Annotated in this window: 14 protein-coding genes; all 14 read left to right on the top strand. The window is 49.3% G+C overall.

Annotation, left to right across the window (positions count from 1 at the left end; translation table 11 throughout):
* The first annotated feature begins 128 nt into the window (after nucleotides 1-128).
* Nucleotides 129-1,112 (top strand): sulfotransferase family protein, encoded by a 984-nt coding sequence (locus tag ACYX4K_RS10800; protein WP_475092118.1) that lies wholly within the window; start codon nucleotides 129-131, stop codon nucleotides 1,110-1,112.
* Complete coding sequence (locus tag ACYX4K_RS10795) at nucleotides 1,109-2,326, top strand: hypothetical protein (protein ID WP_475092119.1); 1,218 nt, start codon at nucleotides 1,109-1,111, stop codon at nucleotides 2,324-2,326. The genes ACYX4K_RS10800 and ACYX4K_RS10795 overlap by 4 nt, the downstream gene beginning before the upstream one ends.
* Nucleotide 2,327: 1 nt before the next feature.
* Nucleotides 2,328-3,215, top strand: coding sequence for a hypothetical protein (locus tag ACYX4K_RS10790; RefSeq protein ID WP_475092120.1), 888 nt, complete (start codon nucleotides 2,328-2,330; stop codon nucleotides 3,213-3,215).
* Entirely contained in the window at nucleotides 3,212-3,979 is a 768-nt protein-coding gene (locus ACYX4K_RS10785; RefSeq protein ID WP_475092121.1) for a glycosyltransferase, read from the top strand. Before ACYX4K_RS10790 ends, ACYX4K_RS10785 begins: the two co-directional genes overlap by 4 nt.
* 4 nt (nucleotides 3,980-3,983) lie before the next feature.
* Nucleotides 3,984-4,733, top strand: coding sequence for a WecB/TagA/CpsF family glycosyltransferase (locus tag ACYX4K_RS10780; RefSeq protein WP_475093930.1), 750 nt, complete (start codon nucleotides 3,984-3,986; stop codon nucleotides 4,731-4,733).
* A 6-nt stretch (nucleotides 4,734-4,739) separates the two neighbouring features.
* Nucleotides 4,740-5,861 (top strand): GDP-mannose 4,6-dehydratase, encoded by a 1,122-nt coding sequence (gene gmd / locus ACYX4K_RS10775; protein WP_475092122.1) that lies wholly within the window; start codon nucleotides 4,740-4,742, stop codon nucleotides 5,859-5,861.
* Between the two features lie 108 nt (nucleotides 5,862-5,969).
* On the top strand, nucleotides 5,970-6,938 hold the full coding sequence (gene fcl, locus ACYX4K_RS10770) for a GDP-L-fucose synthase (RefSeq protein ID WP_475092123.1): 969 nt from the start codon (nucleotides 5,970-5,972) through the stop codon (nucleotides 6,936-6,938).
* A gap of 7 nt (nucleotides 6,939-6,945) precedes the next feature.
* Nucleotides 6,946-7,425, top strand: a complete 480-nt coding sequence (locus ACYX4K_RS10765; protein ID WP_475092124.1) for a GDP-mannose mannosyl hydrolase — start codon at nucleotides 6,946-6,948, stop codon at nucleotides 7,423-7,425.
* Nucleotides 7,426-7,463: 38 nt separating this feature from the next.
* On the top strand, nucleotides 7,464-8,879 hold the full coding sequence (locus tag ACYX4K_RS10760; RefSeq protein ID WP_475092125.1) for a mannose-1-phosphate guanylyltransferase/mannose-6-phosphate isomerase: 1,416 nt from the start codon (nucleotides 7,464-7,466) through the stop codon (nucleotides 8,877-8,879).
* A gap of 24 nt (nucleotides 8,880-8,903) precedes the next feature.
* On the top strand, nucleotides 8,904-10,226 hold the full coding sequence (locus tag ACYX4K_RS10755; RefSeq protein WP_475092126.1) for an MATE family efflux transporter: 1,323 nt from the start codon (nucleotides 8,904-8,906) through the stop codon (nucleotides 10,224-10,226).
* Between the two features lie 78 nt (nucleotides 10,227-10,304).
* Nucleotides 10,305-10,727, top strand: a complete 423-nt coding sequence (locus ACYX4K_RS10750) for a VanZ family protein (RefSeq protein WP_475092127.1) — start codon at nucleotides 10,305-10,307, stop codon at nucleotides 10,725-10,727.
* A 258-nt stretch (nucleotides 10,728-10,985) separates the two neighbouring features.
* Nucleotides 10,986-12,395, top strand: a complete 1,410-nt coding sequence (locus ACYX4K_RS10745) for an undecaprenyl-phosphate glucose phosphotransferase (protein ID WP_475092128.1) — start codon at nucleotides 10,986-10,988, stop codon at nucleotides 12,393-12,395.
* A gap of 183 nt (nucleotides 12,396-12,578) precedes the next feature.
* Entirely contained in the window at nucleotides 12,579-13,778 is a 1,200-nt protein-coding gene (locus ACYX4K_RS10740; protein ID WP_475092129.1) for an outer membrane beta-barrel protein, read from the top strand.
* 43 nt (nucleotides 13,779-13,821) lie between these two features.
* Complete coding sequence (locus ACYX4K_RS10735; RefSeq protein ID WP_475092130.1) at nucleotides 13,822-14,388, top strand: polysaccharide biosynthesis/export family protein; 567 nt, start codon at nucleotides 13,822-13,824, stop codon at nucleotides 14,386-14,388.
* The last annotated feature ends 4 nt before the right edge of the window (nucleotides 14,389-14,392 follow it).

Below are 14,392 nucleotides of genomic sequence, written 5' to 3'. Positions count from 1 at the left end.
GCACATTTTAGTTTTTGCGTATGTCGAGATCACTGGCTAATTTTATATTCTAGGGCGTGAGGAACGGTGTTTATTCACCAGTGATTTCCGTTTGATTTTTCAGTAATAAATTTAAAGTTGTGGCGTAGATGACGGAAGGTTGCAGATTTACTAAGCCTGTTTTTATATTTTCATTGCCAAGAAGTGGGTCGACTCTGATGCAGAGGGCCTTGATTAGCTCAGGAAAAATTAGTACATCTTCCGAGCCTTGGATATTGTTACCGTTGTTGAGCTACAAAGACGGTTCTCGTGTTTTGGCCGATTATTGGCATGGACATGCATTGCGCGCTTTGTCGGATTTTTGTGACACCTCATGTGAAAGGAAGAAGTTCGATGCATTGATTAAGGAGGCGCTGATCAGTATATATTCTGAGGCATCTTGCGGTGCTGAATATTTCATTGATAAAACGCCCAGGTATTCCTTAATATGCAATGAGATCCAGGAGTTATTTGGTAGCGAAGCTAAGTATATTTTTATTTGGAGGCATCCGTTATCTGTCGCCAAGTCAATTTTCACAACTTGGGGGGAGGGAAAATGGAATATTTCCTCGTTTGAGGTAGATTTCAAAGTGGGTGTAAAAAATATGGTAGATTTGCACTCGCGCCTCGAAGACTCAGTGGCAATTAAATATGAAGATTTTGTTAGTTGCCCTGATGCGGAACTAGCTAGTTTAGCTAAATATCTTCAGGTGGATGATTTGGATGCGGAAAAACTGGACGATGGCTCTAGTTTGAAGGGGCGAATGGGAGATCCTACTGGAATCATCAAGTTTAATAGAATTACCGCTGCGCCAGATAATGATTGGATTAAATTTTTTGATAACCCGATTCGTGTCTACTTTGGTCGTAAATTAATAAAAAAATGGATTGGGGAAGAGTCGCTCCAGTATATGGGGTACGACTATAATTCCACCGTGGATAGGTTGAGGTATTTTAGTAGCTTGAATGGTTTGTTTAAACCTGCATTTATAAAAGATTTCTTCACTATGATTTACTATTTTTTTTATAAATATCTTCAGCCTGAGGCGATATTGGGTGCATTGAAAACTAAGCGGGCGTTTATTTTAAAGTGACATTTTATACTCGTTCGTTAACTGGTGCATTTTTTTTCGTGTTTTCGGCTGCGCTTTGTTTGATTTATGCTTCTGACCCGATGGATGTTTCTTGGGGGGCGGAAAGTAATTTGTTTTTAAAGTTTCTCCCTTATTATTTAATGTTGATGAGCCTTATCTGTTATCCGAAAGGGCGGCGAGTTAGATTTTCAACGCTTTTTTTGATGGCACCATTTTTTTGTTTGTTTTTTATAGCGCTTTTCGGTGGTGTGCTTGGATATATTGAGTCGGGAAAAGTAGAAGAAAGCTTTCTAAGTCGTGCATTGCTCATGATTGCTTTTTTTGTTGGAGCTCTTGCGTCAAAATCGGAAAACACTAGAGAATTGGTTTCAAACACTATGGCAAAGGCCTTTGTGATGTATGCAGTTTTTGTATCAATTGTCATTTTGTTTTGGGTTAGCGGAGTGTATACGATATCTAAACCTCACATTTATCACGAGGATGTTGTTTTTCTTGTTCCTGGTGTGATTGCCTGTCAGCTGTATTTGAGAAGTGGGTGGATGAAAGCTATCTTGATCTGTCTTTTTATTCTTTCCCTCATTTTAACAAGAAAAAACACAGGGTATGCTTTAGCTTTTCTCTCGGTTGCTTTTTTAGCTTATTCAAAGAGTAAGAGTTTATATGGCCACTGGTTGTCAATCTATAAACTATCTATTGCTGGCGCAATCATATTTTTTCTTCCCGTAGTATATTACATTGTCGATAATAGGCATCGTTATCTGCCGGATGGGAGTCCGGAAGTGAGGTTGAAAACTTATTCTGAACGATACTACCAATTTTTGGATAGCCCAATTTGGGGAAGCTTTTATACGAGCAGTCCAATTGAGAGGCTTGAAACAAAATTTGGATACCTCTATATCCCCAGTCATTCTGATATTCTTGATATTTTGGCATTTGGGGGCCTGATTTCGGTCGCGATTTTATTCTTTTACGTGTTTCTCATTATTAAGCACTTCATGTTGTCCAAGGGTAGCATGGTGCAGTTTTCGAAAGAAAGTTTTTTGTGGTGTTCATGTGTTTTTGCTGGTCTGCTGACTATGGCGGTCAATCCAATTTTACATCAGGTTAAGTTGATTATAATTTTTTGGTTTGCTTTGGGGTGGTGTGCCTTTGGTGCGGCTGATTGTCGGGGCGCTCCACTAGCATGTCAAAATGTCAAAGTAGGTGCCTCCTGATATGAGCAAAATTTTAGTTAGTGGTCTCCATCGTAGCGGTACTACGCACCTCGGAAAGTTGCTAAGTGAGTCAGGAGAGTTGTCGGTTCTTCATGAGCCAGCTAATTATTCTCTAGGGGATGGCAGGGTTCCATGCTGGTATCCAAGTAAGAGCGTGATTGATGCTGGGGGCGAAAATTTTTCTAGAGACATCTTGGATCCTAGGAAAGTAAAGCCCCGATTAGTTAAACGCGCAGATGGAGAAAGCTATGTTAAAAGCTGTTTGCGTACTATTTTTGGGGGGGAGTTTGAGAAGAGTTTAAAGGCGGCCAAGTCCAATTCGTCAGGTGTTCTTGTAAAGGACCCATTCTTATTGAGACTGGCTTCAGATTATTCAGCATGTGGCTATCATGTTGTTGTCACTGTGAAGCACCCGCTGTCTAACTTACACTCAGTTTCTTATCAAGGGTGGAGTTTGAATAAAGACGACTTTTGTGAGGATATTTTTGGGTGCGAGTATCGAGATTTTCTTTTGGATGTGGGGGGGATTTTCAGCCCCGAGCAGTCCGACTTTTTGTGGTTATGGTTTTTTTTGCACCGTGAGTTGAAGTGTAGCGTATTTTCCGGCTACTTGATTTGGCATCAAAGGTTTTGTGAAAGGCCGCTTGAATTGAGGTCTCTACCTTTGGTGGAAGACTTCCAATTGTCTAAAGATAAACTCGAAAAGCTTTTAGTGTCGACGATGATGTCAAGTAAAATAGAGAGAAATGGAGAGTTGCATCAGGTCACTAGAAACGCGAGCGCCATGTCAAAGGCTTGGCGCGGCTCGTTCACTGATCTACAGGTTCAGTTCGTGGAAGATTATTTTGGTTCCATTATTCACTATTTTATGTCTAAGAGCTGCATATGATACTTTCGATCATAACTGTTAATTTCAATAACTTACCTGGTCTTAAATCCACATTCGAATCTTTATCAGCTTGTTTAGCTAGTGGGCGCATTCGATGGGTAGTCGTTGACGGTTGCTCATCAGATGGTAGCGTGGAATTTCTAGAGGAGAAGTTGTTACTTCCTGAAGGAAGATATATTACCTTTTTATCTGAGCCTGATGATGGCTTGTATTACGCGATGAATAAAGGAATAGGGCTGTCTGTAAGTGATAGTTTTTTGCTTTTTTTGAATTCGGGTGACTTACTTGGTTCAGATTTGATTGATATGTTAAAGCGACCGCGGCTCCTAGCTAAAAGAGGTAAGGAGTATGATGTTTTTATTGGTGCGTCACGTCGTTTTTCGCAAGACAAAGTTTATGTAAAGCTCCCTCGTAGTATACGAAATTCAGCGACAAGGATGGTATGTGAGCATCAAGCGTTTATTGTCAAAAAAAGTGTTCTGAAAGATATTCGGTATCATACGGAGTATAAGCTATCGGCAGATTTTGACTTTATTGGGCGCATACTTTTATCTATTGATGAAGGCAGGATTTACATAACTGAACGAGTTTTTTGCTCTTTTGAGTTTGGCGGTGTCTCTAAGTTACGGCGCTCGGAGGCAATTTTGGAAGATATGCTAATTCGTCGTAGGTTGTATAAGTTTCCTTTTTTGATGAATATGTGGTATGGCTTGCTTCATTATCTGTGGGATTTTGCGAAGACGGCTACAGGGGGGGTGCGTTAACTTGATGCACATAAAAGAGCTGGATTTTTTTTCGGGTGGCTATGACCAGTTTGTGAATGTAGTCGCTGCAAACTTTGGTAGTGATGTCAGGAAGGTTGTCGTTACCCCGAATGTGGATTTTTGGGTGCGTGCAAATAGTGATTTAAGTTTTAGACGCACATTAAAGTCTGCAGATTATTTGATTTGTGATGGTACGCCAATCTATTGGCTTATGAAGATTAGAAGTTTACTTTTTGGCGATAAGTCTGTATCTAAAATTACTGGTTCTGACTTGTTGTCAATATTTATCGAAAAAGTTGCTAAGTCTTCGCCGAAGATTTTGTTTATAGGTGGCGAAGATGGAGTGGCACAGAAGGCTTCTGCGCATTTTTCGAAAAAATTTGAGATCGATCAAAGCAGACTCTCTGCTTATTGCCCTCCAGTGGGGTTCGAAAAATGTCCAGTTGAAATGGCCAAACTTGTAAGTTTTATTAAAAATGAGAATCCAAACTATATATTTCTTGCATTAGGTTCTCCTAAACAAGAGGATTGGATTTTTAATAATCGCAGTAAATTTGGTTTCGATGTTGCATTTTGTGTGGGCGCCGCTTTCGATTTTGTTGTTGGGCATAAGAAAAGAGCTCCATTGTTCATGCAAAGAGTAGGGCTTGAATGGTTTTGGCGACTTTCGAATGAGCCGGCTCGACTTTGGCGTCGATACTCTCGAAATTTAATTAGTTTGCCGTCATTATTTTTGTATAGTTTGAAAAGATAGTTTTTTATGTTAGTGAAAAAGGCAATTATTACCGGTATTACAGGCCAGGACGGTTCCTATCTGGCAGAGTTCCTGCTTGAAAAGGGTTATGAAGTTCACGGCATCAAACGCCGAGCGTCCTCCTTTAATACTGATCGTATCGACCATATTTACCAGGACCCTCACGAGCCGAATCCGCGCCTTAAGCTGCATTACGGTGACTTGTCTGATACCTCTAACCTTACCCGTATCCTGCGCGAAGTGCAGCCGGACGAGGTGTATAACCTTGGCGCCCAGAGCCATGTAGCGGTTTCTTTTGAGGCTCCGGAATACACTGCGGATGTGGATGCCATGGGTACGCTGCGTCTGCTGGAAGCGATCCGATTCTTGGGGCTGGAAAAGCAAACTCGTTTCTACCAGGCGTCGACTTCTGAGCTTTACGGTGAAGTTCAGGAAATTCCCCAGAAGGAAACCACGCCGTTCCACCCGCGTTCTCCCTATGCGGTAGCAAAAATGTACGCCTATTGGATTACGGTTAATTACCGTGAGTCCTACGGTATGTACGCCTGTAACGGTATTCTGTTCAATCACGAGTCTCCCCGCCGCGGTGAAACTTTCGTAACCCGCAAAATCACCCGCGGCCTTGCGAACATTTCTCAGGGCCTGGAGAAATGCCTGTATATGGGCAATATGGATGCGCTGCGCGACTGGGGCCACGCCAAAGACTACGTGCGTATGCAATGGATGATGCTACAGCAGGAGCAGGCGGAGGACTTCGTTATTGCTACCGGCAAGCAGATCTCTGTACGTGAGTTCATTCGTATGAGTGCGGCAGAGCTGGGTATCAAGCTGGCGTTTACCGGTAAGGGCGAAGCCGAAGTGGCTACCGTGGTTGAGATTGAAGGTGACAAGGCGCCGGGGGTTAGCGTTGGTGATGTGATTGTTAAAGTCGATCCGCGCTACTTTCGTCCCGCAGAAGTGGAGACGCTGCTTGGCGATCCTTCCAAAGCAAAAGAGAAGCTGGGTTGGGTGCCGGAAATTACCGTTGAGGAAATGTGTTCCGAAATGGTCGCACATGATCTGGATCAGGCCAAGCGGCATGCGCTGCTGAAAGAGCATGGGTTTGATATTAGTGTGGCGATGGAATAAGTGGAGCTCTTTGAGTCTTGTAGAGCTGGATCCCGGATCGAGTCCGGGATGACGATTTTCCGGATTCTGTGAGAAGTCCGGAATGACGGTGCAATTAATAGAGTTTTTATGGCGGATAAGAAAAGAGTATTTGTCGCCGGCCACCGCGGGATGGTGGGTTCGGCGATTGTGCGACAGTTGGAGAATGATCCTTCTGTTGAGGTGGTTGTGCGTACCCGCGGGGAGTTGGATCTGGTGAGCCAGCAGGCTGTTTCAGATTTCTTTGCGCAGGAGAACATCGATCAGGTGTACCTGGCGGCAGCCAAGGTGGGTGGTATTGTGGCGAACAATACTTACCCGGCCGAGTTCATTTATGAAAACCTAATGATCGAGTGCAACATCATTCACGCTGCGCACACGGCAGGCGTACAGGAACTGTTGTTCCTTGGTTCCTCCTGTATTTATCCCAAGCTGGCTGAGCAGCCCATGAGCGAGGCTGCGCTACTTACCGGTGTATTGGAGCCTACCAACGAGCCTTACGCGATTGCCAAAATTGCCGGTATCAAGTTGTGCGAATCCTATAACCGCCAGTATGGGCGAGATTACCGCAGTGTCATGCCCACCAATCTGTACGGTGAGAACGACAACTTCCACCCGCAGAACTCCCATGTGATTCCGGCCCTGATGCGCCGTTTCCACGAAGCCAAGCTGGCCGGTGATGGCGAAGTGGTTGTGTGGGGCAGCGGTAAGCCCATGCGGGAGTTCCTGCATGTAAATGACATGGCGGCGGCTAGTGTGCACGTGATGAATTTGCCGCAAGCGCAATATCTGTCATGTACCGAGCCTATGCTGTCTCACATCAATGTGGGCACCGGGGAAGACTGCACCATCCGTGAGCTGGCGGAGACCATGGCAAAAGTGGTGGGTTTTGAAGGACAAATTTCCTTTGATGCGACCAAGCCTGATGGCACGCCGCGCAAACTGATGAATGTCAGCCGCCTGGCGGATCTGGGCTGGCGCTACTCCGTTACTCTGGAGCAGGGCTTGGCAGACACCTACCAATGGTTCCTGGCACACCAGGCCGATTTTCGGGGCTGATGCCGTTATGGCAAAGAAATTGCCTCTGGATACCTTTAAGACGGTGGTGTCTTCCACACCACTGGTTTCCATCGATTTGGTGGTGCGTAACGCCGGCGGGGAAGTCCTGCTCGGTGAGCGCCTGAACCGGCCGGCGCAAGGGTACTGGTTTGTGCCCGGTGGGCGCATTGTCAAAGGCGAGTCGCTGGCCGATGCCTTCCTCCGCTTAACAGAGGAGGAACTGGGCGTCGCTGTGCCGATAGAGAAAGCGGAATTTATAGGGCCATTCGAGCACTTTTATTCCGATAGTGTCTTTGGGGCAGCGGAAAGTGAAGGTGTTTCCACTCATTACGTGGTCTTGGGTTATGTGATACCGCTGGATCTTGATCTTGCGGCACTACCCAACCAACAACATGGAAACTATCGCTGGTGGCCGGTGGATTCCCTATTGGCAGATCCTTCAGTACATAAACATTCCAAGTGGTATCTCGATCGAAATGCAGAGTGATCTGTAGGTACCACGCTCGAAACAGAAAGAATGACGAGATGATTTTACCCGTAATTATGGCCGGTGGTTCCGGCACACGTCTTTGGCCGCTGTCCCGGAAGCTATTCCCCAAGCAGTTTCTCCCCTTAACCGAAGAGGCGAGTATGCTGCAGAGCACCTGTGCGCGTCTTGCGGATATTGATGCGCAACCGCCCTTGCTGATCTGTGGTGATGACCACCGCTTTATCGTTGCCGAGCAATTGCGAGAGGCGGGCGAAGCGCACAGCGGGATTTTACTTGAGCCTGCCGGTCGCAATACGGCACCGGCAGTGGCACTTGCCGCACTGCGCGCAACCGTAGGCCGCGGTGAGGATCCTCTGTTGCTGGTGCTGGCTGCAGATCATGTAATCAAGGATGTGGGAGCCTTCCAGGCCGCCGTCCACCGTGCGATTCCCCTGGCGGAAGCGGGTAAGTTGGTAACCTTCGGCATCGTGCCCACCGCGCCGGAGACCGGATACGGTTATATCCGCAAGGCGGGTGCGCTGGATGACGCGGTAAGTGCATTCGCCGTCGAGCAGTTTGTGGAAAAGCCGGATCAGGAAACTGCAGAAGAATATCTGCGCAGTGGTGATTTCTACTGGAACAGTGGTCTGTTCCTGTTTCGCGCCAGCCGCTATCTGGAAGAGCTCGCCAGGTTCCGCCCGGATATTCTCGCCGCTTGTGAAAAGGCGATGCAGGGCGCCACCTTTGATGTGGACTTTGTTCGCCCCGCCAGCGAGGCGTTCCTTGCCAGCCCGGATGACTCCATTGATTACGCGGTTATGGAGCATACGCGCGATGCGGTAGTGGTACCCATGGACTGCGGTTGGAGCGATGTGGGCTCATGGTCTGCCCTGTGGGAAGTGTCGGACAAAGATGAAAATGGCAATACCGCCAAGGGCGATGTGATCCTGCACGATAGTCGCAATTGCTATGTGCAGAGCGACGGTAAGTTGATTGCAACCGTAGGGCTGGATGACATTGTCGTAGTGGAAAGTGACGATGCATTGCTGGTGGCATCGAAAGGCCGCGTGCAGGAAATCAAAAAGGTGGTTGAGCAGCTGAAAGCGGAGAACCGCTCTGAGGCACAACTGCACCGAAAGGTATACCGCCCCTGGGGCTACTACGATTCGGTGGATTACGGTGATCGTTTTCAGGTTAAGCGCATCGTGGTCAATCCGGGAGCACAGTTGAGTCTGCAAATGCACCACCACAGAGCGGAGCATTGGATCGTGGTGTCTGGTACCGCTAATGTAACCTGTGGCGAGAATCAGTTTCTGGTGACGGAAAATCAGAGTACTTATATTCCACTGGGAGAAGTTCACCGTCTGGAAAACCCGGGTAGTATTCCGCTGGAACTGATTGAGGTTCAGTCGGGTTCTTATCTCGGTGAAGACGATATTGTGCGTTTGGAAGACCGATATGCGCGTGCTTGATTTTATTTCCAAGCGGTATGATAAATGAAGGTCGCATTGATCGGGCAGATCTCTGAACGCTACGAGCTGTTATTGAGTACGGGAGTAAGCCTTTTTGTTCGCGTGCTTGCCGCCCTCTCCGCATTTTTCGCCAGTCTGGCACTTGGTCGCCAACTTGGTGCGGCAGAGTCTGGTTACTATTTTCTGTCTTTCAGTCTCATTACGTTTATCGCGGGCGTGTGCCGTGTGGGGCTGGATAATACGACCCTGCGATATATAGGGGCGGGATTTGCGGAGCAGGACTGGGCGTCGATTCGTTCGGTATTGATCAAATCACTACTAATTGTGGCTGGCACGTCGCTGGCCGGAGCGCTGGCACTTTATTTTGCCAGTGGGCCTTTGGCGTATTACGTATTTAATAAGCCAGGGTTGGCATCAGTTCTCAAGGCTATGGCGCCCGGGGTTATCGGTCTGGCACTGTTCACCATACTGGCAATGGCGCTACAGGGGTTACGTAAAATTGTAACCTCTGTATTTACACTGAATATCCTCAGCAATCTGTTTTTGGTTGGAATTCTATTTCATTTTGCGCTTAGCACTGCAGAGGGTAGCGCGAACGCTTATAGCGTGGCGTCTATTCTCACTGTGGTGTTGGGTGGTTGGTTTTTGTGGTTTGGGCTGCGGCATCTACGCGCGCAATCCCCCGATCGTGATGATGGAGAGAATATTCATTGGCGTCAGCTTTTTCAGAGTTGTATGCCCCTGTGGGTAGTGCTGATTATGGGGCAACTGGTGCAGTGGTCTGGTCAGTTTATTGCGGGTGCTTATGTAGAGCCGGCGGCAGTAGCCCAACTTGCTGTCGCTATGCGTACCGCCATGCTCACCAGTTTTGTCCTGATGGCGGTAAACTTGGTGGTAGCACCACGTTTTGCTGCCATGTACAAGCAGGAGAAGTTTGCCGACCTTGAAAAGCTGGCGCTTACCTCGGTGAAGTTAATGGTGCTGTTTGCCTTGCCGATTGTGGTAGTGATGCTGGTGTTTCCAGAATTTTTGATGGGCCTGTTTGGTGAAGGCTTCAGTGGCGGTGCACATCTTTTACAGATTCTGGTCATAGGTCAGTTTGTAAATGTAGTGACCGGCTCTGTCGGCTATTTGCTGACGATGTCTGGGCACGAGAAAGACTTCCGTAATACGGTTCTTATATCCGGGCCTGTCGCGGTGGGCCTGGCATTTGCATTGACACCAGTGTGGGGTGCAACTGGGAGTGCGATTGCGACAGCTGTGGCCGTGGCCACGCAGAATCTGATCGCTGTGTGGCAGGTCAAACGGCGGCTGGGTTTTAACACGCTCGCGGTTTGGCGCGGCTGATTCTCACTGTCATTTTCCTGTTGGTTTTCCCTGTTACGTTAACGGCGCGTATTCTTTACGAAACGCGCCGTTAGCGGTTTGACCCTTTCGGGCTATTTAGGAATCCTGGTGTCCGTGTTTAAAATTCGTCACCTGATATTGCTGGTACGCGTGCTGTTTATTGCCGTATTGGGTATTGCCCTGTTTGCGGGCATGAAGTCTGAGCCAGTGCCTCAAGTGGTACCCCATTTCGATTTAATACTGCACTGCGGTGCGTTTGCAGTGCTCGCTGGGTTGTGGGTATTGGGCATGGCGCGGCGATATTGGGTGATTGGGCTAGCTGGCTTGTTACTGTTCGGGTTTTTTATAGAGCTGTGGCAGGGCTGGTTGATGCCCGCGCGCACGGCTTCACTGGTAGATATGGCCGCAAATGGCGCGGGTGTTTTCGTGGGTGGGTTGTTTGCAATTTTATTGGCCCGCTTCTTGCGTTTCTTGAGTCAGGGTTTGACGAAAACCGATTGATCTCAAGTTGAGCACACTGTGTGTTTGTTGTGCGTTTTATTGTTTTTTCTGCTCTTGGGTCACATTGATTATTTGACCTTCGTCACACTTGTGGCATGATCCTGCTCCATAGTTAGAGGCCCGGATCTGGGTCCGTTTTAGGGGTTGGTGGCGCATTGCAGGCGCTGCTGTGCCGACCGAGGATTGGTTGGCTGGGGGTCATTCAGGGAAGGCTTCAACTGAAGCATTAAGGGAATAGTTTCCATGGGGGATGGAGTCGTGAAACAGGGATGGATTCGCAGCCACCAGTCTGGGTTGGCTGCTGTTTACCGCTTGCTGGATGCACTATTAATTCTTGGTACGCTGATTGTCTGTTGCCAATATTTCGGGGTCGCCGTCAGCAAAGACTGGATGATCGCGGGGCTGGTGGCTTCGGTGAGCTTCGCGTTTATGGCGGAGTCGCTCAATCTCTATCGCTCCTGGCGTGCCGACAGCTACCTGCATATGTTTGGCATCACCGCTATTTCCTGGTTGGCGGTGTGTGTATTGTTGGTGCTGGTTTCCTATTTTTCCAAAACCGGCCATACCTTTTCCCGCCTGGTGGTGGGGTTCTGGTTTTTGGGTACCTTCGTACTACTGAGCAGCTGGCGCTACCTGTTCCGGCAGTTTCTGTTTTATCTCCGCGCCCACGATCACAATACCCGCTCGGCAGTGATTGTCGGTATGACGGATTCCGGTATTCGCCTGGCTCGCGACCTGGCCCGGGAGCCGCACCTGGGGATTCGCGTAAAAGGTTTTTACCGGGTGCCGGATTCCGCCGCCTGTGGAGAGATGTCTGCTGCCGGTAGCCCGGTGCCTGTATTGGGCGATCTGGATGAGGCGGTGGCGGCGGCGAAGGCCGGCGAGCTGGACCTGGTCTATATCACTCTGCCCATGCGTGAAGAGTTGCGTATTGCAGAAATCCTGCACGCCTTTGCCGATAGCACCGTTACCGTGCATGTGGCGACAGACCTCTTTGTAAATAACCTGCTGCACGCGCGCTTTTATCAGGTCGGTGGTACCAGCCTGCTCAGCGTGCACGATACTCCGATCGAGGGTATCAACAGCTGGTTGAAGCGAATGGAAGATCTGGTTCTGTCTTCATTGATCCTGTTGCTGATTTCACCGTTGATGCTGGTGATCGCCGCGGCGGTAAAGCTTACTTCCAAGGGGCCGGTGATTTTCAAGCAGCACCGCTACGGCCTGGATGGGCGGCCGATCAAGGTGTGGAAATTCCGCTCCATGACCACGCAGGACAATGGCGACAAGGTGGTACAGGCGAAGAAAGGGGATGCCCGCATTACACCGGTTGGCGCTTTCCTGCGCCGCACCTCACTGGATGAGCTGCCGCAATTTATCAATGTGTTGCAGGGCCGCATGAGTATTGTGGGCCCACGCCCGCACGCGGTTGCCCATAACGAGCAGTACCGCGCCGTAGTAAATGGTTACATGCTGCGCCACAAAGTGAAGCCGGGCATTACCGGTTGGGCCCAGGTCAATGGCTGGCGTGGCGAGACCGATACCGTTGAAAAAATGAGCAAGCGTGTGGAGCACGACCTGCAATACATCCGCAACTGGTCGCTCTGGCTGGATATCCGCATTGTATGGATGACCTTGTTTAAGGGCTTTGTGAGTAGCAATGCCTATTAATACGGGGCGCCACGTTTGGGCTGTATATACATAGTGGATTTCATTGTTTTGTGATATTGTTCGGCGCTTTATGTGATGCGCGTCACATTGCGTCGCGAGCCGGAGTTGCTCGAAAGGGGAGCGAAGCCTGTTGGGGAAAGGATATGGGCTTCAAAAATAATTTCAGACCATTGGAAAGGAAACATGACCAAGCTTAATTTGTCTGCGGCTGTATTTATGATCACCAGCCTGGGTGCGGGCACTGCATTGGCACAAACGGAGGCCGCTGCGGTAAAGCTGGGCAGCGGGGTGAACTTTACTCCGACCCTGAACTTCGACCTGCAACAGGACGACAACGTCACCAGCGTCGAAGAAGGCGAGATTGAAAGCCTGGTGGCAGTCATCAACCCTAACTTCCTGCTGTCTGCGGACGACGGCGTTTCCGCGTATATGGTCAACTACTCACTGCTGCGTGGCGAGTACTTCGACAGCGAAGAAGATAACTACACCGATCACTTTCTCTCCGGCGAAGCCGCCTGGGAGCTGAATGCGCGCAACCGCCTGGCATTGGCGGCCAGCTTTACCGATGGCCACGAGCCTCGCGGTACCGGTTTTTCTCAGGGTGCTGGCAACGCACAAAACGAGCCGGACCGCTTCCAGAGTAATGACGTAAACGCGACCTATGTGTTTGGTGCGGCCACTGCCAAGGGGCAGCTGGAGTTGCAACTGGGCACCGCGGACACAGATTACGAAGGTGGCATGCGCACCGCCGGCCGCGATCGCGGTACCGATTACGGTTCCATCGCGTTCAACTATAACGCCGGTGGTAAAACCAAGTTGCTGGCCGAAGTTGGCCGTCGCGAGCTGGGTTACGAGTACACCGCGGTAGGCAACGAGACGCTGGACAGTGCGGAAATGCGCTACCAGGTGGGTGTAACTTGGGAAGGTACCGCCAAGACCACCGGTACCGCGAAAGTCGGTCTGCGCACCAAAGATTTCGTGAGCCCCGAGCGTAAAGATTACACCGGCCCGGCCTGGGAAGTGGGTGTTCGCTGGACCCCGAAAGAGTACAGCGCCTTCGACTTCAACACTGCGCGCCGCAGTGATGAAACCAGTGGTGTGGGCAACTTTATTGATGTGGAAAGTTATACCCTGAGCTGGCACCACGCCTGGGCGGATCGCCTGTCAAGCCAGGTAACGCTGGACCACTCCATCAATGATTATCAGGGCGCAAATGTTGAGCGTGTGGAGGATATCAATACCGGTACCCTGCGCTTTAACTACCAGATGCAGCGCTGGTTGGCCTTCAACGCGGGCTTTGTTGTATCCGACAAGGAATCCACTGCGGACGGCTTCAGCTACGACAAAAATGTAACCTTTATTGGCCTGCAGGCGTCTCTGTAATCGGTAATAAAGTAGAAAAAACGACTATTTGATCGGTAATTTTATGGGTATTTTTACCTCATTCCTGCAGCGCGTTTTACGCGCTGCTGTTGTGTTGGTGGCTTGTGCTTTTTCCGCTGCGGTATCTGCGCAAAGTAATCTAAAAGCGGTGGGTGACTATCAGCTGGGTTCTGGGGATAAGATCCAGATCAGTGTGTACGGGGAAGAAGATCTGACCCTGGAAACCACCCTGAGCGATAGCGGTGTAATCAATTATCCATTTCTGGGTGAATTGAAAGTGGTTGGCCTGACGGTATCCAGCCTTGAAGCGGTGATCGTGAATGGTTTGAAGCCGGATTACCTGATTAATCCGAATGTGCACGTCTCTATTCTGGAGTACCGCCCCTTCTTTATTAATGGCGAAGTGGAAAAGCCGGGCGGCTACCCGTTCCAGCCGGGGCTCACCATCAGTAAAGCGGCGGCACTGGCCCAGGGCTTCACCGAGCGGGCTTCCGCAAACAAGATTTTTATTATCCGTGGCGACGACGCGAGTCAATCCCGGGAGAAGGCGGAGCTGAATACGCTGCTGCGCCCTGGGGATATTGTCACTGTCGAACAGAGTTTCTTCTGAGGTA

The organism is Microbulbifer sp. ABF4_107 (assembly GCF_056312215.1).
Note: the sequence above shows the minus strand (reverse complement) of the source record. Positions and strands in the feature narration are given on the sequence as shown.

Coding starts and splice junctions, on each gene's coding strand:
- ACYX4K_RS10800 (WP_475092118.1), top strand. CDS start 129: ATGACGGAAGGTTGCAGATTTACTAAGCCTGTTTTTATATTTTCATTG.
- ACYX4K_RS10790 (WP_475092120.1), top strand. CDS start 2,328: ATGAGCAAAATTTTAGTTAGTGGTCTCCATCGTAGCGGTACTACGCAC.
- ACYX4K_RS10785 (WP_475092121.1), top strand. CDS start 3,212: ATGATACTTTCGATCATAACTGTTAATTTCAATAACTTACCTGGTCTT.
- ACYX4K_RS10780 (WP_475093930.1), top strand. CDS start 3,984: ATGCACATAAAAGAGCTGGATTTTTTTTCGGGTGGCTATGACCAGTTT.
- gmd (WP_475092122.1), top strand. CDS start 4,740: ATGTTAGTGAAAAAGGCAATTATTACCGGTATTACAGGCCAGGACGGT.
- fcl (WP_475092123.1), top strand. CDS start 5,970: ATGGCGGATAAGAAAAGAGTATTTGTCGCCGGCCACCGCGGGATGGTG.
- ACYX4K_RS10765 (WP_475092124.1), top strand. CDS start 6,946: ATGGCAAAGAAATTGCCTCTGGATACCTTTAAGACGGTGGTGTCTTCC.
- ACYX4K_RS10760 (WP_475092125.1), top strand. CDS start 7,464: ATGATTTTACCCGTAATTATGGCCGGTGGTTCCGGCACACGTCTTTGG.
- ACYX4K_RS10755 (WP_475092126.1), top strand. CDS start 8,904: ATGAAGGTCGCATTGATCGGGCAGATCTCTGAACGCTACGAGCTGTTA.
- ACYX4K_RS10740 (WP_475092129.1), top strand. CDS start 12,579: ATGACCAAGCTTAATTTGTCTGCGGCTGTATTTATGATCACCAGCCTG.
- ACYX4K_RS10735 (WP_475092130.1), top strand. CDS start 13,822: ATGGGTATTTTTACCTCATTCCTGCAGCGCGTTTTACGCGCTGCTGTT.